The 19,288-nt window shown below is 66.0% G+C and carries 23 protein-coding genes; 19 read left to right on the top strand and 4 right to left on the bottom strand.

Annotated elements, in window-relative coordinates; genetic code table 11:
- Positions 1–7 precede the first annotated feature (7 nt).
- The 10 genes from rpmJ (at position 8) to AOP74_RS03495 (ending at position 7,141) form a co-directional block, all read left to right on the top strand.
- Entirely contained in the window at positions 8–121 is a 114-nt protein-coding gene (gene rpmJ, locus AOP74_RS03540; RefSeq protein ID WP_061960951.1) for a 50S ribosomal protein L36, read from the top strand.
- Positions 122–247: 126 nt separating this feature from the next.
- Positions 248–616, top strand: coding sequence for a 30S ribosomal protein S13 (gene rpsM / locus AOP74_RS03535; protein ID WP_061960950.1), 369 nt, complete (start codon positions 248–250; stop codon positions 614–616).
- 3 nt (positions 617–619) lie between these two features.
- The gene (gene rpsK, locus AOP74_RS03530; RefSeq protein ID WP_061960949.1) at positions 620–1,009 is read left to right on the top strand and encodes a 30S ribosomal protein S11; all 390 of its coding nucleotides are present in this window, start codon (positions 620–622) and stop codon (positions 1,007–1,009) included.
- Between the two features lie 165 nt (positions 1,010–1,174).
- Entirely contained in the window at positions 1,175–2,164 is a 990-nt protein-coding gene (locus AOP74_RS03525) for a DNA-directed RNA polymerase subunit alpha (RefSeq protein ID WP_061960948.1), read from the top strand.
- Between the two features lie 18 nt (positions 2,165–2,182).
- Positions 2,183–2,737 (top strand): 50S ribosomal protein L17, encoded by a 555-nt coding sequence (rplQ, locus tag AOP74_RS03520; protein ID WP_061960947.1) that lies wholly within the window; start codon positions 2,183–2,185, stop codon positions 2,735–2,737.
- Positions 2,738–2,791: 54 nt separating this feature from the next.
- Positions 2,792–3,679: a tRNA pseudouridine(38-40) synthase TruA gene (truA, locus tag AOP74_RS03515; protein ID WP_061960946.1), complete on the top strand. Its 888-nt coding sequence runs from the start codon at positions 2,792–2,794 to the stop codon at positions 3,677–3,679.
- A gap of 154 nt (positions 3,680–3,833) precedes the next feature.
- Positions 3,834–4,277 (top strand): 50S ribosomal protein L13, encoded by a 444-nt coding sequence (gene rplM / locus AOP74_RS03510; RefSeq protein ID WP_061960945.1) that lies wholly within the window; start codon positions 3,834–3,836, stop codon positions 4,275–4,277.
- Between the two features lie 19 nt (positions 4,278–4,296).
- The gene (gene rpsI, locus AOP74_RS03505) at positions 4,297–4,785 is read left to right on the top strand and encodes a 30S ribosomal protein S9 (protein WP_439645057.1); all 489 of its coding nucleotides are present in this window, start codon (positions 4,297–4,299) and stop codon (positions 4,783–4,785) included.
- A gap of 10 nt (positions 4,786–4,795) precedes the next feature.
- Positions 4,796–6,160, top strand: a complete 1,365-nt coding sequence (gene glmM, locus AOP74_RS03500) for a phosphoglucosamine mutase (RefSeq protein WP_061960943.1) — start codon at positions 4,796–4,798, stop codon at positions 6,158–6,160.
- Positions 6,161–6,241: 81 nt separating this feature from the next.
- Positions 6,242–7,141 (top strand): DedA family protein, encoded by a 900-nt coding sequence (locus AOP74_RS03495; RefSeq protein ID WP_061960942.1) that lies wholly within the window; start codon positions 6,242–6,244, stop codon positions 7,139–7,141.
- A 53-nt stretch (positions 7,142–7,194) separates the two neighbouring features.
- Here the strand turns inward: AOP74_RS03495 and coaA are convergent, their stop codons facing one another.
- Complete coding sequence (coaA, locus tag AOP74_RS03490; protein WP_061960941.1) at positions 7,195–8,169, bottom strand: type I pantothenate kinase; 975 nt, start codon at positions 8,167–8,169, stop codon at positions 7,195–7,197.
- Between the two features lie 108 nt (positions 8,170–8,277).
- On the opposite strand from coaA, the gene glmS reads away from it, so the two are divergent.
- From glmS to AOP74_RS03460, 6 genes are read left to right on the top strand one after another with little or no spacing between them, the layout of a single operon-like run.
- Entirely contained in the window at positions 8,278–10,143 is a 1,866-nt protein-coding gene (glmS, locus tag AOP74_RS03485; protein ID WP_061960940.1) for a glutamine--fructose-6-phosphate transaminase (isomerizing), read from the top strand.
- Between the two features lie 19 nt (positions 10,144–10,162).
- Positions 10,163–10,519, top strand: coding sequence for a holo-ACP synthase (locus AOP74_RS03480; RefSeq protein WP_061960939.1), 357 nt, complete (start codon positions 10,163–10,165; stop codon positions 10,517–10,519).
- Positions 10,519–11,628, top strand: a complete 1,110-nt coding sequence (alr, locus tag AOP74_RS03475; protein ID WP_061960938.1) for an alanine racemase — start codon at positions 10,519–10,521, stop codon at positions 11,626–11,628. Before AOP74_RS03480 ends, alr begins: the two co-directional genes overlap by 1 nt.
- Positions 11,629–11,663: 35 nt before the next feature.
- A complete protein-coding gene (gene tsaE / locus AOP74_RS03470) occupies positions 11,664–12,122 on the top strand; it encodes a tRNA (adenosine(37)-N6)-threonylcarbamoyltransferase complex ATPase subunit type 1 TsaE (protein ID WP_061961884.1) in 459 nt (152 codons plus the stop codon).
- Between the two features lie 10 nt (positions 12,123–12,132).
- The gene (gene tsaB / locus AOP74_RS03465; protein ID WP_061960937.1) at positions 12,133–12,741 is read left to right on the top strand and encodes a tRNA (adenosine(37)-N6)-threonylcarbamoyltransferase complex dimerization subunit type 1 TsaB; all 609 of its coding nucleotides are present in this window, start codon (positions 12,133–12,135) and stop codon (positions 12,739–12,741) included.
- Positions 12,738–13,220 (top strand): GNAT family N-acetyltransferase, encoded by a 483-nt coding sequence (locus tag AOP74_RS03460; RefSeq protein WP_082095975.1) that lies wholly within the window; start codon positions 12,738–12,740, stop codon positions 13,218–13,220. Before tsaB ends, AOP74_RS03460 begins: the two co-directional genes overlap by 4 nt.
- Before the next feature lie 7 nt (positions 13,221–13,227).
- Here AOP74_RS03460 and AOP74_RS03455 read toward each other — a convergent pair whose 3' ends face one another.
- Positions 13,228–13,623: a helix-turn-helix domain-containing protein gene (locus tag AOP74_RS03455; protein WP_061960936.1), complete on the bottom strand. Its 396-nt coding sequence runs from the start codon at positions 13,621–13,623 to the stop codon at positions 13,228–13,230.
- 135 nt (positions 13,624–13,758) lie between these two features.
- On the opposite strand from AOP74_RS03455, the gene AOP74_RS03450 reads away from it, so the two are divergent.
- Complete coding sequence (locus AOP74_RS03450) at positions 13,759–15,345, top strand: SulP family inorganic anion transporter (RefSeq protein ID WP_082095974.1); 1,587 nt, start codon at positions 13,759–13,761, stop codon at positions 15,343–15,345.
- Positions 15,346–15,499: 154 nt separating this feature from the next.
- On the opposite strand, the gene AOP74_RS03445 is transcribed toward AOP74_RS03450, so the two are convergent.
- Both AOP74_RS03445 and AOP74_RS03440 read right to left on the bottom strand, forming a co-directional pair.
- Positions 15,500–15,853 carry a DUF3817 domain-containing protein gene (locus AOP74_RS03445; RefSeq protein WP_061960935.1) on the bottom strand — a complete coding sequence of 118 codons (354 nt, stop codon included), beginning with the start codon at positions 15,851–15,853 and terminating at the stop codon, positions 15,500–15,502.
- A complete protein-coding gene (locus AOP74_RS03440; RefSeq protein ID WP_160297446.1) occupies positions 15,853–16,449 on the bottom strand; it encodes a malonic semialdehyde reductase in 597 nt (198 codons plus the stop codon). The genes AOP74_RS03445 and AOP74_RS03440 overlap by 1 nt, the downstream gene beginning before the upstream one ends.
- A 98-nt stretch (positions 16,450–16,547) precedes the next feature.
- Between AOP74_RS03440 and tsaD the strand changes: the two genes are divergently transcribed.
- Both tsaD and AOP74_RS03430 read left to right on the top strand, forming a co-directional pair.
- Positions 16,548–17,585: a tRNA (adenosine(37)-N6)-threonylcarbamoyltransferase complex transferase subunit TsaD gene (tsaD, locus tag AOP74_RS03435; protein WP_061960933.1), complete on the top strand. Its 1,038-nt coding sequence runs from the start codon at positions 16,548–16,550 to the stop codon at positions 17,583–17,585.
- 4 nt (positions 17,586–17,589) lie between these two features.
- Positions 17,590–19,287, top strand: coding sequence for a glycoside hydrolase family 3 N-terminal domain-containing protein (locus tag AOP74_RS03430; RefSeq protein WP_152649148.1), 1,698 nt, complete (start codon positions 17,590–17,592; stop codon positions 19,285–19,287).
- Position 19,288: the final 1 nt, after the last annotated feature.

Below are 19,288 nucleotides of genomic sequence, written 5' to 3'. Positions count from 1 at the left end.
AGGAATCATGAAGGTAAAGCCCAGCGTTAAGCCCATCTGCGATAAGTGCAAGGTAATTCGCCGCAATGGCCGTGTCATGGTCATCTGCGACAACCTGCGCCACAAGCAGCGTCAGGGCTGACACACCCAAAAGACAGCGTTCAGGCAGCCGCAAGGCAGCCCTCGGCTCGGAGGCCGAGGCCCGCACCATATCCCGCGGGAAGCTTGAGCGTCAGACCTCCGACTACTGAGGAGTAGAAAAGAAACAATGGCACGCATCGTAGGCGTTGACCTCCCGCGCGATAAGCGCATGGAGATCGCGCTCACCTACATCTATGGCATCGGCCGCACCCGCGCCCAGGAAATTCTCGCCGCTACCGGCGTGAGTGCAGACCTGCGCGTGAAGGACGCTGGAGACGCCGAACTGGTCGCTATCCGCGACTACATCGAGGCCAACTTCGAGGTCGAGGGTGACCTGCGCCGTACGGTGCAGGGCGACATTCGCCGCAAGGTGGAAATCGGAAACTACCAGGGACTGCGCCACCGTCGTGGCATGCCGGTCCGTGGTCAGCGCACCAAGACCAACGCCCGTACTCGTAAGGGCGCCAAGAAGACCGTCGCCGGAAAGAAGAAGTAAGCCATGGCCGCACCTACTCGTAAGCCGCGCAAGAAGATCAAGAAGACCGTCGCGCACGGTCAGGCTCACATCAAGTCGACCTTCAACAACACGATCATCTCGATCACGGACCCCTCGGGTGCCGTGGTGTCGTGGTCGTCGTCTGGTCAGGTCGGCTTCAAGGGCTCGCGTAAGTCGACGCCCTACGCCGCGCAGATGGCCGCTGAGGCCGCTGCACGCCGTGCGCAGGACGCTGGCATGAGCAAGGTCGACGTGTTCGTGAAGGGCCCGGGTTCGGGCCGCGACACTGCGATCCGCTCGCTGACGGCCGCTGGCATGGAGGTGACGTCCATCAAGGACGTGACGCCCCAGGCCCACAACGGCTGCCGTCCTCCCAAGCGCCGCCGCAACTAGCGAACGGTGGTGACTGCGGCCATCTACGGCCGCGGTCACCACGCCTCGTCATTCGGGCCCAGCTGTGACCCGAATCCTTTCAACTGAAGAACTCCCACCCTGACGGACAGAACCCCGGCAGGTTTGCGAGCATCAAATAGCGGGTGCTCGGAAAGGAAATGAACCGTGCTGATCGCACAGCGTCCCACGCTGACCGAGAAGGTCATTTCGGACAACCGTTCGCAGTTCTCCCTCAAGCCGCTCGAGCCTGGCTTCGGCTACACGCTCGGCAACTCGCTCCGTCGCACCCTGCTGTCGTCCATTCCAGGCGCTGCAGTGACGTCGGTGCGTTTCGAGGGCGTCCTCCACGAATTCACGACCATTGAGGGCGTGAAGGAGGACGTAACCGAGATCCTGCTTAACCTCAAGAACCTCGTGGTCTCCTCTGACCACGATGAGCCTGTGGTCATGTACCTGCGCAAGTCCGGTGCCGGCGCCGTAACGGCCGCCGACATCGCACCGCCCGCCGGTGTTGAGATCCACAACCCCGACCTCCACGTCGCGACCCTGAACTCGAAGGCGAAGTTCGAGGTCGAGCTGACCGTCGAGCGTGGCCGTGGCTACGTGCCCGCCTCGATGAACAAGAGCTACGACGCGGAGATCGGTCAGATCCCCGTGGACTCGATCTACTCCCCGGTTCTGAAGGTCACCTACAAGGTGGAGGCCACCCGTGTGGCCCAGCGCACCGACTTCGATGAGCTTGTCATCGATGTAGAGACCAAGAACGCCATCTCGCCCCGCGACGCAGTGGCTTCGGCCGGCTCGACGCTGGTCGAGCTGTTCTCGCTCGCAAAGGGCTTGAACGAGGCTGCCGAGGGTATTGAAATCGGACCTTCGGATTCCGAGGAGACCCTGGAAGAGGACTACAACCAGCCCATCGAGGAGCTGAACCTCACCCAGCGTTCGTACAACTGCCTCAAGCGCGAGGGCATCCACACCGTTGGCGAGCTCACTGCCCGCTCGGAGGCTGACCTCATGGACATCCGTAACTTCGGCCAGAAGTCCATCACTGAGGTCAAGGAGAAGCTCAACGAGCTGGGCTTCTCCCTCAAGGACGGCGGCACCGAGTACGACGGCGGCTCTGCCGGCGTGTACTTCTCGGGCAGCGACCAGTAACAAGGAGAACCAAGCATCATGCCTACCCCCACCAAGGGTGCCCGCCTCGGCGGCGGTCCTGCGCACGAGCGCCAGATCCTGGCCAACCTCGCGCAGAGCCTGTTCGAGAACGGCCGCATCACGACCACTGTGACCAAGGCCAAGCGCCTGCGTCCCTACGCTGAGCGTCTCATCACGTTCGCCAAGCGTGGAGACCTGGCTTCGCGCCGCAAGGTCCTGGGCCTGCTGTCGGACAAGGGCGTGGTTCACACGCTCTTCACCGAGATCGGCCCCGGCTTCGCGGAGCGCGACGGCGGCTACACCCGCATCACCAAGGTTGGAAGCCGTAAGGGCGACAACGCCCCTATGGCTGTGATCGAGCTCGTTGAGTTCGGCGCACCCGCCAAGAAGGCCGTCAAGAACGAGGCCACCAAGGCCACCAAGAAGGCCGCTGCTTCTGAGGCAGCGACCGAGAAGGCCACCGACACCAACGCCGAGGCTTCCGAGCCCGAGGTGAAGGCTGAAGAGGCCGTGGCCGAGCACGCAGACGCACCCGCTGAGGGCGCCGACGCTGCCGAAGGCGACGACAAGTAATAGGGCCGATGCGCGGGTTGCCTCGCGTATCTAGCTAACACAAGGCGAGCTCTCATGACCGAACACTCCGGTGTGGTCGTGAGGGCTCGTCTTGTTTTTTCGTATGACGGCACCGAGTTCTCTGGGTGGGCTCGACAGCCGAACCTGCGCACGATTGAAGACGAGTTCGAGCAGGCACTCGCGAAGATCGTGCGGGACCCTAAGACGGGGGCATCCCTAAATCCACGAATCACCGTTGCGGGGCGCACGGATGCCGGCGTGCATGCGCGCCAACAGGTGGCGCACGTGGACGTTCCACTGGAAGCGTGGGAGCGGGTGCCCGGACAGACGGGCCGCACCCCAGCGGACGCGCTCCGCGCGAAACTCGATGCGCTGGCCCCGGATGACGTGTTGATCCACGACGTCACGGAAGCGCCTCCGGGCTTTGACGCACGGTTCTCCGCGACCGAGCGCCGCTACGCATACCGAATCTGCGACGTGCGCGAGTTGCGAGACCCACTGATGCGCCGTCACGTGCTGTTCAGCGACGATTCCTTGGACCTTGAAGCGCTCAACGCCGCGTCGGCGACGCTTCTTGGCCTGCGTGACTTTGCGCCCTTCTGTCGACCGCGAGAGGGCGCTACGTCGATCCGGGAACTCAAGGAGTTCTCATGGTCCCGCGTGAAGGTCGGTCCTGACGCGGGACTCGTGGTGGCGACGGTGCGGGCCGATGCCTTCTGTCATTCGATGGTCCGCTCGTTGGTGGGCGCCGTGCTTCCGGTCGGCTCAGGACGGCGCGACTTGGACTGGCTGGCCATCGTTGCCAGTGGTCGCGAGCGGTCGTCGGCGATCTCTGTGGCGCCCGCCCACGGGCTCACATTGGAGCAGGTGAGCTACCCAGCCGATGCTGAACTGGGGGCCCGCGCCGAGGTCACCAGGGCGCGGCGAGAATCTCTGAATTGACCGGCGCGCCTCCTGGCCGGTAGAATCGTTCGTCGTTGTGCGTTCCACGAGGAATGGTGCCTCCCACTCGCCTGTGCCTTAAGGATCTGCCGACCGAATCAACCTCGGTGGCCCACCAGCCACCATCCACATGACCAGTGAAGAAGGCTTAACAGTGCGTACGTATTCCCCCAAGCCGGGTGACGTGACCAATAACTGGTACGTCATCGATGCAACTGACGTGGTGCTCGGTCGTCTGGCCTCCCAGGCTGCTACGCTGCTCCGCGGCAAGCACAAGGCGACCTTTGCGCCCCACGTCGACGGCGGCGATTTCGTCATCGTGATCAATGCCGAGAAGGTGTCGCTTTCCGGCGCCAAGGCAACCGACAAGATGGTTTACCGTCACTCGGGCTACCCGGGCGGCCTCTCCGCAGTGCCAATCGGCGAACTGCTCGAGAAGAACCCTCAGCGCGTCATCGAGAACGCAGTCAAGGGCATGCTTCCCAAGACCAAGCTCGGCAACGCCCAGATTTCTAAGCTCAAGGTCTATGCAGGCCCCGAGCACCCCCACGCCGCGCAGCAGCCGCAGGCGTTCGAGATCACCCAGGTCGCGCAGTAGCGCCCGCAGGACATAAGGACTGATTGAAGTGGCAGACGTTACTGAAACCGTCGAAACCGACACCCCGACCGAGTACACCTCCGAGTCCGCGCCTGAGCGCGGCAAGGGCAGCTCGACCATCGCTCCTGGCGCCGGCCTTGGCCGCCGCAAGGAAGCAATCGCCCGCGTGCGCCTGGTTCCCGGCTCCGGCCAGTGGAAGATCAACGGCCGCGCGCTGGACGAGTACTTCCCGAACAAGGTGCACCAGCAGCTCGTGAACGACCCGTTCGCAATCCTCGACATCGAGGGCAAGTTCGACGTCCACGCTCGCATCGATGGCGGTGGCCCCTCGGGTCAGGCCGGTGCGCTGCGCCTGGGCGTTGCTCGTGCGCTGAACGAGATCGACTCCGAGACCAACCGCGCCACCCTCAAGAAGGCTGGCTTCCTGACCCGCGACCCCCGCGTTGTGGAGCGCAAGAAGGCTGGTCTCAAGAAGGCACGTCGAGCACCGCAGTACTCGAAGCGCTAACCTTCGACGCATGACGCGTCTCTTTGGTACGGACGGGGTCCGCGGCCTAGCTAACCGTTTTATTACGGCAGAGCTAGCCGTGGACCTCTCTGTTTCTGCGGCCAGGGTCCTCGCTGAGCGAGGCGACTTCTCCGGACATCGCCCCCGCGCGGTCCTTGGCCGCGACACTCGCGTGTCGGGGCAGTTCCTGTCCCACGCGGTTGCCGCCGGTCTCGCCTCCGCGGGCGTCGACGTTCTTGACGTGGGCGTCCTGCCCACGCCAGGAATCGCATTCCTGACTGCGTCCACGGGTGCCGACATCGGCGTCGTGATCTCCGCCTCGCACAACCCGATGCCCGACAACGGCATCAAGTTCTTTGCGCGCGGGGGACACAAACTCGACGATGGCATCGAGGACGCAATCGAGTCGAAGATGGGCGAAGAGTGGACGCGCCCCGTCGGCGAGTCAGTGGGTTCCATCCGTGACGCCGCAGACCTCGCTAAGGACTACGTCGCGCATGTCGCCGCGGCGGTCCGCACTTTCACTGGAACCGACCGCCCGCTCGAGGGCGTCAGCGTCGTCGTCGACACCGCGCACGGTGCCGCTTCCGTCGTCGGACCCCAAGCGCTTGAAGCCGCAGGCGCCACCGTGCACGTCGTGCATGCCGCGCCCAACGGCTACAACATCAATGACGGCGTGGGCTCCACCCACATGCAGTCGCTTCAGGCAGAGGTTGTCGCGCGCGGGGCGCAGTACGGCGTGGCCTATGACGGTGACGCAGACCGCTGCCTCGCCGTCGACCACACCGGCGCCGTCGTCAACGGTGACGAGATTCTCGGCATCCTCGCGATTGCGATGAAGGAAGCCGGCACGCTCTATCACGACACCCTCGTGGCGACGGTGATGAGCAACCTAGGTTTGCAGCGCTCGATGGAGCGCTCCGGCATCGCCGTGATCGAGGCAGCCGTGGGCGACCGCTACGTCCTCGAAGCGATGCGCGAAGGCGGCTACACCCTGGGCGGTGAGCAGTCGGGCCACATCATCGCCTCCGAGTTCGCGACCACTGGTGACGGAGTCCTCACCAGCCTGCTGCTGGGGGCGCGCATTGCGGCTGCTGGGCCACTCAAGGACCAGTGCGCCTCGATCGAGTCACTGCCCCAGGTGCTGATCAATGTCAAGGATGTGGACCGCGCCCGCGTCTACAGCGACGCACGCGTCCAGGACGCCGTCAACGCATCGCGCCGCGAACTGGGCAAGTCGGGTCGCGTGCTCCTGCGCCCGTCGGGCACCGAGCCTCTCGTTCGCGTCATGGTCGAGGCGACCACGGCCGACGATGCCCAACGCCACGCTGACGGACTCGCGTCCGTGGTGCGTGAAGCGCTGGCCCTGCCCTAGTGGTCATCCCTACCCCAGCATCGGCCCTATGGGGGCCTTCCCCGATAGCGCACTCACACGTGCCGGTGAAACGATAGCGACGTGAACGACACCGCCTTCACGGACTGGATCCTCCACTTCTCGTCGACCGTCGAGCAGTACATCCTCGACCTCGTGGACTCCCTGTGGATCTATCCGGGCGTGTTCATACTGACCGTCATCGATGGATTCTTCCCGGTGGTCCCGAGCGAATCGGTGGTGATCGCGACCACGTCGACCTGGCTGGTCGAAGGGTCGCCTATCCTGTGGCTGATCTGGATCGCAGCCGCCCTTGGCGCGTGGTGTGGCGACCAAATCGCGTACCTGATCGGGGCAAAAGTCGATGTGCGCAAGTGGCGCATCTTCCGCACCGCACGCGGACGCCGGTCGCTTGACTGGGCCGAGCACGCGCTCGAACGCCGCGGCGGCACTTTCATTGTTGCGGCGCGGTTCGTGCCGATGGGGCGCTTCGCGGTGAATATTGGCGCGGGGGCACTGCGATACCCGCACCGCCGGTTCATGGGGATGGACGCCATCGGCGCAGTTCTGTGGGCCACCTATACGATTCTCATCGGCTGGTTCTTCAGTTCGATGTTCGAGGACAACCTCTTGCTGTCGATCGCCGTCGGCGTCATTGGCGGTGTCGCCATGGGGTTCGTCGTTGAAAAGGTCCTGAGCAAGTTCGGTATCACCGAGCCCGACCTTCCGGACCTCGCCGCTGACATCGATGAACTCATGACTCCTGAGCAGCGCGCCAAGGCTGAACTGCTCGAGCGCGAGCGGGAAGAGCGCCGGGCCGCGCGTGAGGGGCGGCGTGACGAGCGCCACGAACGCCGCGACCTTCGACGGGGCGTGGACTCAGAGCATGGCGCTGAGGCGGACCCGGACGACGCGACCGACGTGACCGATACGACCGCCGCAACCGACTCGGCGGATCCGCCGAATCGCGCGAAGGACTCTTAAGGCCCGGCTCCTCAGCCAGTGGCCGAGTTCATCGAGCCTGCGCGCCAAACGCGCTACAACTTGCGCATGTGCACGGACTCGACCTCATGGTCGGCGCCCTTGGACAGAATGATCGTGGCGCGCGAGCGCGTGGGGGCGATGTTGCGGGCCAGGTTGGGGGCGTTGATCGAGTCCCAGATTTGGCCGGCGCGCTCGGTGGCTTCCTCGTCGCTCAAGCCCGCGTAGTTGATGAAGTACGAGTCCGGCCGCGAGAACGCCGTGCTGCGCAGCGACAGGAAGCGCTCGATGTACCAGCGGCGCACATCGGTGGGCTCGGCGTCGACGTAGATCGACACGTCGAAGTAGTCGGACACGGCCAGCGCGGTCTCGTCGAGGTCGCGGGGGCTAGCTGGCTGTAGGACGTTGAGGCCTTCGACGATGAGGACGTCTGGCGCGTGAACGGTGGCGACCTCGCCGGGCACGATGTCGTACGTGATGTGCGAATAGACGGGCGCATGAACCTCAGGAGCACCAGACTTCACGTCTGAGATGAACTGGCGCAGCGCGCGGCGGTCGTACGCCTCGGGAAAACCCTTGCGCTCCAACAGGCCGCGCTCGCGCAGGACCGCATTGGGGTGCAGGAAGCCGTCGGTCGTGATGAGCTCCACGCGCGGCGAGCCGGGCCAGCGGGCCATGAGTTCGCGCAGCACGCGGGCGGTCGTGGACTTGCCGACCGCAACGGAGCCGGCGATGCCGATCACATAGGGAGTGCGGCGCGAGCGTTCGCCCAGGAACGAGCTCGTGGCGTCATGCAGGCCGCCCACGGCGGATGAATACAGGTCGAGCAAACGCGACAGCGGCCGGTAGATGCGGTCCACCTCGAGCAGGTCGATGGGGTCGCCGAGTCCGCGGACGCGCGTGATGTCTTCCTGCGTCAGTGGCAGGGGAGTGTTGTCCGCAAGCGCCGCCCACTCGTCACGCGTGAAGGTGACAAATGGCGTGGTCTCGTCCGGGGTAGTGCGCTCATTCACCCGACCATTCTTGCGCATCCGGTCTGAGCATCGTGCCCGGGCATCAATGCGGAGGGCCGATGCTCGGGTTGGGACGGGGCGGTGTGGTGACGGTTTCTTTGAGCCGGCCGCCGTAGACTCATCCCCATGTGCGGAATTGTTGGATATGTCGGCAAATTGGGTGACGGCGAGCGTGCGCGCGAGGTCGTGATGGGCGGATTGGCACGCCTGGAGTACCGCGGCTATGACTCCGCAGGCATCGCGCTCGTGAGCGATGACCGGGACCGCGTAGCCACCGCAAAGAAGGCCGGCAAACTCGCCAACCTTTCCGCAGAACTCGAGGCGAACCCGCTTCCTGAGGGCACCGCAGCTATCGGTCACACCCGCTGGGCCACGCATGGCCCGCCCACGGACACCAATGCTCACCCGCACCTGGCACTGGGTGGCCGCATCGCGATCATTCACAACGGCATCATCGAGAACCACGCCGAGTTGCGCACCGAGCTCGCCGCCACCGGCATCAACTTTCTCTCGGACACCGACACCGAGGTCGCTGGGCACCTGCTGGGCTCGCTGGTCGCTTCGGGGATGAGCCTGCCCGACGCCATGCGTGCCACCGCACGCCGCCTCGAGGGTGCCTTCACGCTGCTCGCCGTCGACGCCACCGATCCGCAGACGGTCGTGGGAGCGCGCCGGAACTCGCCCCTCGTGGTCGGACTGGGCGAGGGCGAGAACTACCTGGGCTCGGACGTCGTGGCGTTCATCGAGCACACCCGCACCGCGCTCGAACTCAAGCAAGATGAGGTCGTTACCATCACGCCCGACGAGGTCATCGTCACCGATGCCCACAGCGAGGTCGTGGAGCGCGAGCCGTATCACGTGGACTGGGACGCCGCCGCTGCAGAAAAAGGCGGCTTCGACTCCTTTATGGATAAGGAGATCCACGACCAGCCCTCCGCCGTTGCGGACACCCTGCGAGGTCGTGTCGACGAGCGCGGGCGCCTCAAGCTCGACGAGGGCATCGTCGACGAGTACATCCTCAAGTCCGTCGACAAAATCATCATCATCGCGTGCGGCACCGCGGCCTACGCCGGTCAGGTGGCCCGCTACGCGATCGAGCACTGGACCCGAGTCCCCGTCGAGGTCGAGCTCGCCCACGAGTTCCGCTACCGCGACCCCATCGTCTCTGTGAAGACTCTCGTGGTTGCCGTCAGCCAGTCCGGCGAGACGATGGACACCATCATGGCCGTCCGCCACGCGCAGCAGCAGGGCGCGACGGTCATCGGCATCGTGAACGCGCAGGGCTCCACGATCGCCCGCGAAGCAGACGCCGTCCTCTACACGCGTGCCGGCCCAGAGATCGCGGTGGCATCCACCAAGGCCTTCCTCGCGCAGATCACTGCCGGCTACCTGCTGGGCATCTACCTCGCGGAGTTGCGCGGCAACAAGTTCCCCGACGAGATCGACGCGCTCTTGCGCGAACTCGACGAGATCCCCGCCAAGATCCAGCGCGTCCTCGACACCTCGGAGCCCATCCGCGAGGTTGCTCGCTCCATGGCAAACGAGCAGACGGTGCTGTTCCTTGGCCGCCACGTGGGCTTCCCCGTGGCGATGGAGGGCGCGCTCAAGCTCAAGGAGCTGGCTTACATTCACGCAGAGGGCTTTGCCGCCGGAGAGCTCAAGCACGGCCCCATCGCGCTGGTCGAGCAGGACCAGCCCGTCTTCGTGGTCGTGCCCAGCCCGCGCGGCCGTGAGTCGCTGCACTCCAAGGTGCTGTCCAACGTGCAGGAGGTCCGTGCTCGCGGCGCCCGCACGCTCGTGATTGCCGAGGAGGGTGACGCTGTAGCTGCCGATCACGCCGCCCACGTTTTTTACGTGCCCAGCGCCCCCGTGCTCATGACGCCGCTCCTGTCAGTGATCCCGCTGCAGATCTTCGCGCTCGAACTCGCCGCGGCGAAGGGCTATGACGTCGACCAGCCGCGTAACCTAGCGAAGTCGGTGACGGTCGAGTAGAGCGAAGTGAGGTGCGCGCATGGGCGTGCGAGGCGTCGGGATTGACGTAGTCGCGATTGAGCGATTCGAAGACACGGTGCGCCGCTCGCCCACCTTCGTGGAGCGTGTCTTCACTCCGGCCGAGCGCGAGTTCGGCACCGCCTCCCTTGCCGCCCGGTGGGCCGCGAAGGAGGCGCTCGCGAAAGCGCTCGGCGCACCAGCTGGCCTGCATTGGCATGACTGCGAGGTCTTGCGCGAAGATGGGGGTCGCCCGGCCCTCACCATGCGAGGGTCCGTGGCTGAGCGCGCCGCGTCCCTTGGCATTACCGAGGTGCACGTGTCGCTGTCTCATGACGCTGGCATCGCCTCGGCCGTGGTCGTGGCAGAAGGAGACTGATGAGCGCCCTCGACATTGCGGTGGACTACGACGCCATTGCTGACAACGTGCGCACCTTGAGTGCGCGTGCCGGCGACGCCGAGGTAATGGCCGTGGTGAAGGCCGATGCTTACGGCCACGGGCTTGTCGAAGCCGGCCGGGCAGCACGCGAGGGTGGGGCCACGTGGCTGGGCGTCGCTCAACCTCACGAGGCGCTCGCGCTACGCGCAGGCGGCGACACCGGACGCATCTTCACCTGGCTGTACGGCACCGAGGTTCCTGCGCGTGCTCTCATTGCTGCGGATGTGGACCTGTCCGTGAACTCGACGGAGGTCCTGGGCGAGATCATCTCGGTCGCGCGAGACCTGACGGTCGCTCCACGGTTGCACATCTGCGTGGACACGGGCCTGGGCCGTGAGGGCGTCACTCTGCACGACCTGCCAGGCCTGATCACGGTCGCTCAGGAGGCTCAGCGCGAAGGGCTGATCCAGATCGTCGGCATGTGGTCGCACTTGGCATGGGCTGACCGTCCGGGCCATTCCACGATCGACCTCCAAGCAGAGAACTTCCGTGCCGCGGTGTTGATGGCCGAAGAGCGCGAGATTCAGCTTGAGGTGCGTCACCTGGCCAACTCGGCCTGCACGCTGACCCGCCCGGATCTCCACTTTGACCTCGTCCGCCCAGGCATCGCGGTCTACGGGCTGCCTCCCGTCCCCGATCCCGACGGTGAGAACTTTGGCCTGCGCCCAGCAATGTCAGTGCGCTCGCGCGTGATTCTGGTGAAGGACGTGCCCGAGGGTCAAGGCGTCAGCTATGGCCACGAATACATCACGCCGCATCGCACCACGTTGGGGCTCGTGAGCGCCGGGTATGCCGACGGCGTCTTCCGCGCCGGAGGTAACCAGGCAGAGGTCGCGATCCGTGGCCGCCGCTACCGGATCGCCGGGCGCGTGTGCATGGACCAGTTCGTGGTGGACCTGGGGTCCGGGACAGAGGTGTCCGAAGGGGACGCGGTCACGCTCATCGGGCCCGACGGTCCTGGCGCTCGCGATTGGGCCACGGCGGTGGACACCATTGACTACGAGATTGTGTGCCGCTTTGGCGGACTGCGAGACAAGGAGCGCGCGTGAGTGCCGAGACCCTCACCATCGCCGATGCCGGCCAGATGCGTGATTTCGCCGCCAACGTGATCGCACCCCAGGTGCGACCTGGTGACTTGATCATCCTGACCGGTGACCTGGGGGCGGGGAAGACGACCTTCACGCAGGGCTTGGGTGAGGCGCTTGGCGTGCGCGGCCCCGTTGCGAGCCCCACGTTCATCATCGCCCGCACGCATCCGTCCGAGGTTGGCGGCCCGTCGCTCATCCATGTCGACGCCTACCGGCTCGGCACGCTGGCCGAGCTTGACGACCTGGACCTGGACTCGAGCCTCGAGACGTCGGTCACCGTGGTCGAGTGGGGCGAGAACAAGGCTGAGGCCCTCGCGGACGACCGCCTGCACATCACCCTCGCGCGCGAACGCGGTGGCGACGTCGACCTCGCCAACCCCGACCGTGGCGTGCGCGAGGTCACGATCGCCGCGCATGGTGACCGCTGGGCCGGCGTGACCTTTGAGCGCAACTAGGCTGGATCCCGTGATTCTCGCGATCGATACCTCCGCCGCCGTTTCCGCCGCACTCGTGCGCGACGGTGACGTGCTCGCCGAACGTGCCGAGTTTGCCCCCCGCGGTCACGCGGAGCTCCTGAGCGGTTTCGTTGAGGGGATTCTGGCCGATGCTGCGGTTTCCGGAGCGGACATCGAACGCATCGTTGTGGGCACCGGCCCGGCGCCGTTCACCGGCCTACGCGTGGGCCTGGTGAGCGCGCGCACCTTGGGGTTCGCGTGGAGTGTGCCCGTGCACGGCGTGTGTTCGCTCGACGCGCTCGCGGCCGTACACGGCAGCGAGGTCACAGTGGTGGCCGATGCCCGTCGCAAGGAGGTCTATTGGGCCACCTACCGTGACGGCGAACGCCTCGACGGACCCGCGGTGAGCGCGCCTGCCGACGTGCCCGTTGCCGGCACGGTCATTGGACGCGGCGCCCTGGTGTACCCCGACGCGTTCCCAGACGCCGAGGCCGGCGACCCCGATCCCGCCTGGTTGGCACGCGTGTACTCAGCCCAAGCATCGGCCGGAATCACTGACTTCCCCGTGGAGCCGATGTACCTTCGCCGTCCCGACGTCCACGGGATTCCCGGCGCTTGAAGGGCGTCACCGGCCCGCTGGACTCCGACGCCGAGGTCATCATCCGGGACCTCGAAGACGACGACCTGGACTGGGTCGCCCAGCGCGAGCGCGACATCTTTGGGCTCGCCGCTTGGTCGCTGTCGCTGATCCGGGAGGACTTTCTCTACGGCTTCTCGCGCTGGCGCGGCATCGAAGTCGAGGGACTGCTGTCCGGGTACGCGGTGTACGGGTACGAGGGCGATGCCTTCCACCTCATGAACCTCGCGGTGGTTCCCGAGGCGCGGCGGCAGGGACTTGCGCGCCGCCTGCTCGAGGACTTTTTGGCTGAAGCGCGGCGCCTCGGTGCACCGGACGCCTGGCTTGAGGTCGCGACCAACAACCGTGGGGCTCTGGCCCTGTACCGCGAGTACGGATTTGAGGATGTCCGCGTGCGGCCCCGGTACTACCAGCCCGAGGGGCTCGACGCGCTCGTGATGCGCCTGCGGCTACGCCCGTAGTCCGGCTTCAGGAGTCCGCGCCGTCCCGGCGCTGTTCGAGGAGGGCGATGAACTCATCGGCCATGTCGAGCTTGTTGTGGAGAGCCTCGCGGCGCTCGTGCGCGGAGGCGAGGTAGCCGTCCAGCCTGGCCCGAGCATCGGCCCCCGGATTGGACTCCAACGTCGAGGCAAGTCCGAGCAGGTCGCCCATCTCCTCGAGCGTGAACCCCAGCGGCTTCATGCGCCGCACCAGTAGGATCCGCTCCACATCCGCGTCCGTGTAGAGGCGAAAACCGCCCTCAGACCGGCCGGATGGCGTGACCAGACCCACCTCGTCGTAGTGTCGCAGCGTGCGCAACGACAGGCCGGTGCGTTCTGCCACGGCTCCGATGTGGTGGGTATGAGGCGACTGCGGTGCGGTCATGCGTTCCATTCTTTCTGTATGTCAGCAGGGTCGACTCTACCCTCACGTTAGGGTAGGGTTGCTCCGGCTCCGAAGGTGACAACCGCCCTGAGCCCCGCGCGATGTCGCGCTCACAGACTTTTCTGGCGTCAGGCAATGGCCCTACGCCCTGCTCTGACCGCTCTATCTCAAGGATTTCCTGTGTCGACACCTGCTTCTGACCGCCTGCCCGAGCCCGTCGAGGTCACCGGCGCACCCGAGGCCGACGCTTCGTACTCCGTGCGCGCCGCCCTCCGATCGCCGCGACTGCTGCGCACCGAGATCCTCGCCGGTCTGGTCGTCGCGCTCGCGCTGATTCCCGAGGCCATCGCGTTCTCGATCATTGCCGGCGTGGACCCGCGTATTGGCTTGTTCGCCTCGTTCACGATGGCAGTGTCCATCGCGTTCCTGGGTGGGCGCCCCGCCATGATCTCCGCTGCGACCGGCGCGATCGCCCTCGTGATTGCCCCCGTGGTCGCCTCGCACGGCGTCGACTACCTGATCGCGACCGTCATCCTGGGCGGCATCATTCAGGTGGCGTTCGGACTGCTCGGTGTCGCGAAACTGATGCGCTTTATCCCGCGTTCCGTGATGGTCGGCTTCGTCAACGCCCTCGCGATCCTGATCTTCACGTCGCAGATTCCGCACCTGATCGATGTGCCCTGGGCCGTGTACCCGATGGTCGTCATTGGCCTGGTCATCATGGTGTTCATGCCGCGCTGGACCAAGGTCATCCCCGCGCCGCTGGTCGCGATCGTGCTGCTGACGCTCGCCGCCGTGATCGCCGCGATCAACGTGCCGACCGTGGGTGACGAAGGCGCGCTGCCCGAATCGCTGCCGTCGCTGCTGTTCCCGGACGTGCCGCTCACCTGGGAGACGTTGCAGGTCATCTTCCCGTACGCGCTCGCGATGGCCCTGGTGGGTCTGCTCGAGTCGCTGCTGACCGCGAAGCTCGTCGACGACGTCACCGACACGCACTCCAACAAGACCCGCGAGGCGTGGGGCCAGGGCGCCGCCAACATCATCACCGGCTTCTTCGGTGGCATGGGTGGTTGCGCGATGATCGGTCAGACCATGATCAACGTGAAGGCTTCCGGTGCGCGCACGCGCATCTCGACCTTCCTCGCTGGTGTGTTCCTGCTGATCCTGGTGGTGGGTCTGGGCGACGTTGTTGCCGCGATCCCGATGGCCGCTCTCGTTGCCGTGATGATCATGGTGTCCGTCGGCACCTTCGACTGGCACTCGATCCAGCCCAAGACGCTGAAGTCCATGCCCAAGTCGGAAACAGCCGTGATGCTGATCACCGTTGCCGTGACTGTCTTTACCCACAATCTTGCGTACGGAGTTGTCGCCGGCGTGCTGGTCGCGATGGTGCTGTTTGCCCGTCGCGTCGCGCACCTGACGACCGTCAAGCGGCTCGACGCCACCGACGATGACGGCGAGCGCGTCTACGCCGTTGAGGGTGAGCTGTTCTTCGCGTCCTCGAATGACCTGGTGTACCAATTCGACTACTCGGGAGACCCCGAGCGCATCGTGATCGACATGTCAGGCGCGCACATCTGGGATGCGTCGACCGTTGCGTCGCTCGACGCCGTGAAGACCAAGTACGAGTCGCGCGGCAAGACCGTGGAGATCATCGGGCTGAACGATGACTCGGCCGAGCGTCACGGGCGGCTGTCCGGGAACCTGGGCGCCGGGCACTAGACGCCGGGCACCAGGCGCGGAGACGTGAAGAACTTGCGGTGACACGGATCAGGTCCTGCTGCGTCCGTACGGATCCAGCGAGCGGGGTCGGCTCACCGCAGGTTCTTCACCGCGAACGCCGGAAACGGCGTCGAGCGGCGAGTGGCGGCGTCGCTTAGCGAGCGTCGAGCTTGCCCTTGCGGCGCAGCCACATCTCCATCGGGATCGTGGTCAGCGGCGGTACGGCTGCGGCGAGCGCGGCGATCGTGACCCAGAATCCCCAGCGAAGTTTCACTGCGGCGATCAGGGTGACGAGTCCGTAGAGCATGAATGCACCACCGTGCAGCGGCCCAAAGACGGTCACGCCCCACTCGGTGACGTGAAGCACGTGCTCCATCAGCATCCCGACCAGCAGTCCCGCCCACGTGAAGCCCTCGATGAACGCGAGCACCACATAGGCGCGCGAGATGCCGGGCAGCTCCTTGAACGGGGTCCGCGTCGTGGCGGCCGTGTCAGTAGCGGCGCTCATCAGATTTCCTTGACAGCAAGGGTCGAGTCGATGCGGCCCTTGCGGTCGCCGGCGCCGTGCTCGTCGGTGGGATAACCCACGAGGAGGATCACCTCGGAACGCCAAGGGGAGTCGGCGAACATGTCAGCGTCCAAGCCGGCGCGGTCAAACCCGCCAAGCGGACGCACAGCGAGGCCCGCCGCGCGCAGGCCCACGATCAGGTAGCCGGTCTGCAGCATGGCGTTGGTGTGTGCGAACCGCGTGCGAGCTTCCGGGTCAGAATCAAAGCGCGCCGCGGCGGTCTCGGATCCGCCGGTGAGGGCGAAGTGGTCGTGGAAGCGCTCGTCGCGAGCGGCGACGAGCACCAGGGGCGCGGCCTCGACCTTTGCCCGGTTCCCTTCGGCTGCGTGTTCGAGGACACGAGCGCGAGCATCGTCCGAAGTAGCAGCAGCAAGGCGCAGCGGGACGGTGTTGTTCGCGGTCGGACCCCACTTGATGAGATCCCACACGTCGTGCACGGCGTCCATCGACACGGGCTGGTCAGAGAAGTGCACATTTGAGCGCGCGTCCGTGAAGAGCGTCGCGCGTGCATCGGCGTCAAGAACAAAAGTAGACATGTCAACCATTGTCACCCGAGTGGCGAGCCCCTCAGCACACCGGTGCGTGACCCTGTGAGAAGGCACTTGCGCGCCACCCCACCAACTAGACTCATCGCGTGGCACTTGTACTGGGAATTGAGAGCACCTGCGATGAGACGGGTGTGGCACTCGTTAAGGACACTGAGCTCCTCGTCGACGTGACCGCATCGTCGATGGACGAGCACGCGCGCTTCGGCGGCATCGTCCCCGAGGTCGCCAGTCGCGCGCACCTCGAGGCGTTTATCCCGACGCTTGAGGAAGCGCTGACGAGAGCGGGCAAGACCCTCTCCGACATCGACGCGATTGCTGTCGCTGCGGGCCCCGGTCTGGTGGGCTCGCTCACGGTCGGCAACGCCGCCGCCAAGTCCCTCGCCGTCGCACTCGGCAAGCCCTTGCACGGTGTCAACCACGTGATTGGTCACGCTGCCGTCGACGAGCTCGTCCACGGCGCCTTCCCCGATAGAACAATGGCGCTCGTCGTATCCGGCGGTCACACCTCGCTGCTCAAGATCGACGATGTCGCAACGCAGGTCACCGAGCTCGGCCACACCCTCGATGATGCCGCCGGCGAGGCCTTCGACAAGGTTGGCCGCCTGCTCGAACTGCCCTATCCCGGCGGCCCGCACATCGACCGGCTTGCCCGCGAAGGCGACCCCACCGCGATTCCCTTCCCGCGCGCGCTCACCGCGCCCAAGTTTCAAGACAAGCACGCCTACGACTTCTCTTTCTCGGGTCTCAAGACCGCCGTCGCGCGGTGGGTTGAGCGCGAACGCGACGCCGGGCGTGAGATTCCCATCGAGGATGTCGCCGCGTCCTTTGCCGACGCCGTCGCTGACGTCCTCATGCTCAAGACCCTGAACGCCTGCCGCGAGCACGACATCGACACTCTTGTGATCGGCGGCGGTTTCTCCGCTAACTCGCAGCTGCGCGACATGGCCGTCAAGCGTGGCGAGGAGGCCGGCATCGATGTGCGCATACCGCCTATCCGCTACTGCACGGACAACGGCGCGATGATCGCTGCGCTCGGCTCGGCGGTGGTGCGCCGCGGCGTGGCCCCGAGCGACCTCGGCTACGGGGTCGACTCGTCCATGCCGCTCACGCGCATCGTCGCTTGAGCTCGTGTCTCGCCGGCAGTCGGCTACCGCATGGGTGGCCCTGAGCGCCACGGTCCTCGCGGTCGCGGGGTCCGTGACGTGGGCCGCGATGCGCCCCAATCCGGCCGATGCTTCGGTCACCCTGGGGCCGTCTGCCACCCCAAGCGCGTCCCCGGCTCCGACTCCGAGTCCCCAGCCTTTTCCGGCGATGCCTGCGGGCGACGGGGAGTGGTTGGCCAACACGCCTAGCCTCAGCGTTGTCGAGCCGATGCTCTCGTGGGGCCCCACTCTTCGTGACTGGACACGGGCACGTGCCACCGCTGAGTCACTCACGACAGAAGAAGCGGCCGGGCAGGTGATCGTGGCCCAGTGGAACAGCACCGACGCCGAAGGCGCCGCCGACCTCGTGGAGGACCTGGGCCTTGGCGGCATCATCGTCATGGGCAATGCGGTGGACGACGCTGAACAAGTAAGCGCACTGACTTCCGCGATTTCCGAAGCGGGAGGCGACCGTGACTGGGGCACGGTCGTCAGCGTCGACGAGGAAGGCGGGACTGTTTCTCGCCTACGAGGAGTGCTGCCCGGCATGCCTGGGTTCATGGCCGCGGGAGCTACGCGCGACAAGGCAGCGGTGACCGAGGCGTACACCCAGCAGGCCGTGGACCTCGAGGGACTCGGCTTCACGATGGACTTTGCCCCGGTCGCCGATGTAACGCAGGGCCCGAGCGATCCGGTGATCCGCTCCCGCGCCGCCGGCGATGACCCGCAGCGGGTCGCGGCAACCGTCAACGCCGCCGTTGACGGATATGTCGCCTCGGGAATCGTGCCGGTCGCCAAGCACTTCCCGGGCCATGGCTCGGTGGACGTGGACTCGCACGAGGGCCTTCCGATTCAGGACGCGTCGATCGCCGAACTCGAGAAGTTTGACCTCATTCCGTTCGCCTCCGCAATCGACGCCGGGGTGCCTGCGGTGATGATGTCTCACATCGCCGTCGAGGAGTGGGGATCGAAGCCTGCCTCGCTGGACCCGAAGGCGTACGCCTACCTGCGCAACGAACTGAACTTCACCGGCCTGGCGATCACGGACGCGCTCAACATGGGTGCCATCCAGGAGGACAACGATCCCGGTGACGCCGCCGTCGCTGCTCTCGCCGCAGGCGCCGACGTTCTGCTCCTCCCGCCAAGCCCGCAAGCGGCTCGCGACGCAATCATCGAAGCGGTCGAGTCGGGCGACCTCGACCGTTCTCGCCTCACCGACGCTGCCGCGCGCATGATTCTCGCGGGCCGCTGGCGGGCCGAGCTGGACTCAGTGGAGGACACCGGGGCGGGCTACGCGCACGACCTCGCCATCGCAGGCGCGACGGTCGCAACGGGCCGATGCGGCGGCCCCCTTATTGGAGACAGCGTCTCGATCAGCGGTGGCTCCGAAGGCAACCGCGCGGCTCTCGCCAAGGCCCTCACCGAGCGTGGGGTGAGTGTTGGGGAGACCGGAACCAGCATCGGCCTGGCTGGGGCAGATACGTCCTCGCCCACGGCCGATGTTGTGGTCGCCCTCCGCGGACCGTGGGGCTTGGAGAATGCGACGGCGAGCGTCTACGTGGGGCTCTACGGGACGAGCGGCTCAAGCATCAACGCACTGGCAGACGTGCTGACGGGCGAGGCCGAGCCGGGCGGAGACTGGCCCGTGGCGCTGGACCTGCCGGTGCCTGTGTGCGGCAAGTGAG

Origin of the sequence: Demequina flava (assembly GCF_000975035.1) — a bacterium.
GTDB classification, from domain to species: Bacteria; Actinomycetota; Actinomycetes; order Actinomycetales; family Demequinaceae; genus Demequina; species Demequina flava.
Note: the sequence above shows the minus strand (reverse complement) of the source record. Positions and strands in the feature narration are given on the sequence as shown.

What these genes read in the sequence shown, in the direction of transcription:
- rpmJ (WP_061960951.1), top strand. Translation starts at nt 8, where the DNA reads ATGAAGGTAAAGCCCAGCGTTAAGCCCATCTGCGATAAGTGCAAGGTA.
- rpsM (WP_061960950.1), top strand. Translation starts at nt 248, where the DNA reads ATGGCACGCATCGTAGGCGTTGACCTCCCGCGCGATAAGCGCATGGAG.
- rpsK (WP_061960949.1), top strand. Translation starts at nt 620, where the DNA reads ATGGCCGCACCTACTCGTAAGCCGCGCAAGAAGATCAAGAAGACCGTC.
- rplQ (WP_061960947.1), top strand. Translation starts at nt 2,183, where the DNA reads ATGCCTACCCCCACCAAGGGTGCCCGCCTCGGCGGCGGTCCTGCGCAC.
- truA (WP_061960946.1), top strand. Translation starts at nt 2,792, where the DNA reads ATGACCGAACACTCCGGTGTGGTCGTGAGGGCTCGTCTTGTTTTTTCG.
- glmM (WP_061960943.1), top strand. Translation starts at nt 4,796, where the DNA reads ATGACGCGTCTCTTTGGTACGGACGGGGTCCGCGGCCTAGCTAACCGT.
- coaA (WP_061960941.1), bottom strand. Translation starts at nt 8,169, where the DNA reads ATGCGCAAGAATGGTCGGGTGAATGAGCGCACTACCCCGGACGAGACC.
- glmS (WP_061960940.1), top strand. Translation starts at nt 8,278, where the DNA reads ATGTGCGGAATTGTTGGATATGTCGGCAAATTGGGTGACGGCGAGCGT.
- AOP74_RS03480 (WP_061960939.1), top strand. Translation starts at nt 10,163, where the DNA reads ATGGGCGTGCGAGGCGTCGGGATTGACGTAGTCGCGATTGAGCGATTC.
- alr (WP_061960938.1), top strand. Translation starts at nt 10,519, where the DNA reads ATGAGCGCCCTCGACATTGCGGTGGACTACGACGCCATTGCTGACAAC.
- tsaE (WP_061961884.1), top strand. Translation starts at nt 11,664, where the DNA reads ATGCGTGATTTCGCCGCCAACGTGATCGCACCCCAGGTGCGACCTGGT.
- AOP74_RS03455 (WP_061960936.1), bottom strand. Translation starts at nt 13,623, where the DNA reads ATGACCGCACCGCAGTCGCCTCATACCCACCACATCGGAGCCGTGGCA.
- AOP74_RS03450 (WP_082095974.1), top strand. Translation starts at nt 13,759, where the DNA reads ATGGCCCTACGCCCTGCTCTGACCGCTCTATCTCAAGGATTTCCTGTG.
- AOP74_RS03445 (WP_061960935.1), bottom strand. Translation starts at nt 15,853, where the DNA reads ATGAGCGCCGCTACTGACACGGCCGCCACGACGCGGACCCCGTTCAAG.
- AOP74_RS03440 (WP_160297446.1), bottom strand. Translation starts at nt 16,449, where the DNA reads ATGTCTACTTTTGTTCTTGACGCCGATGCACGCGCGACGCTCTTCACG.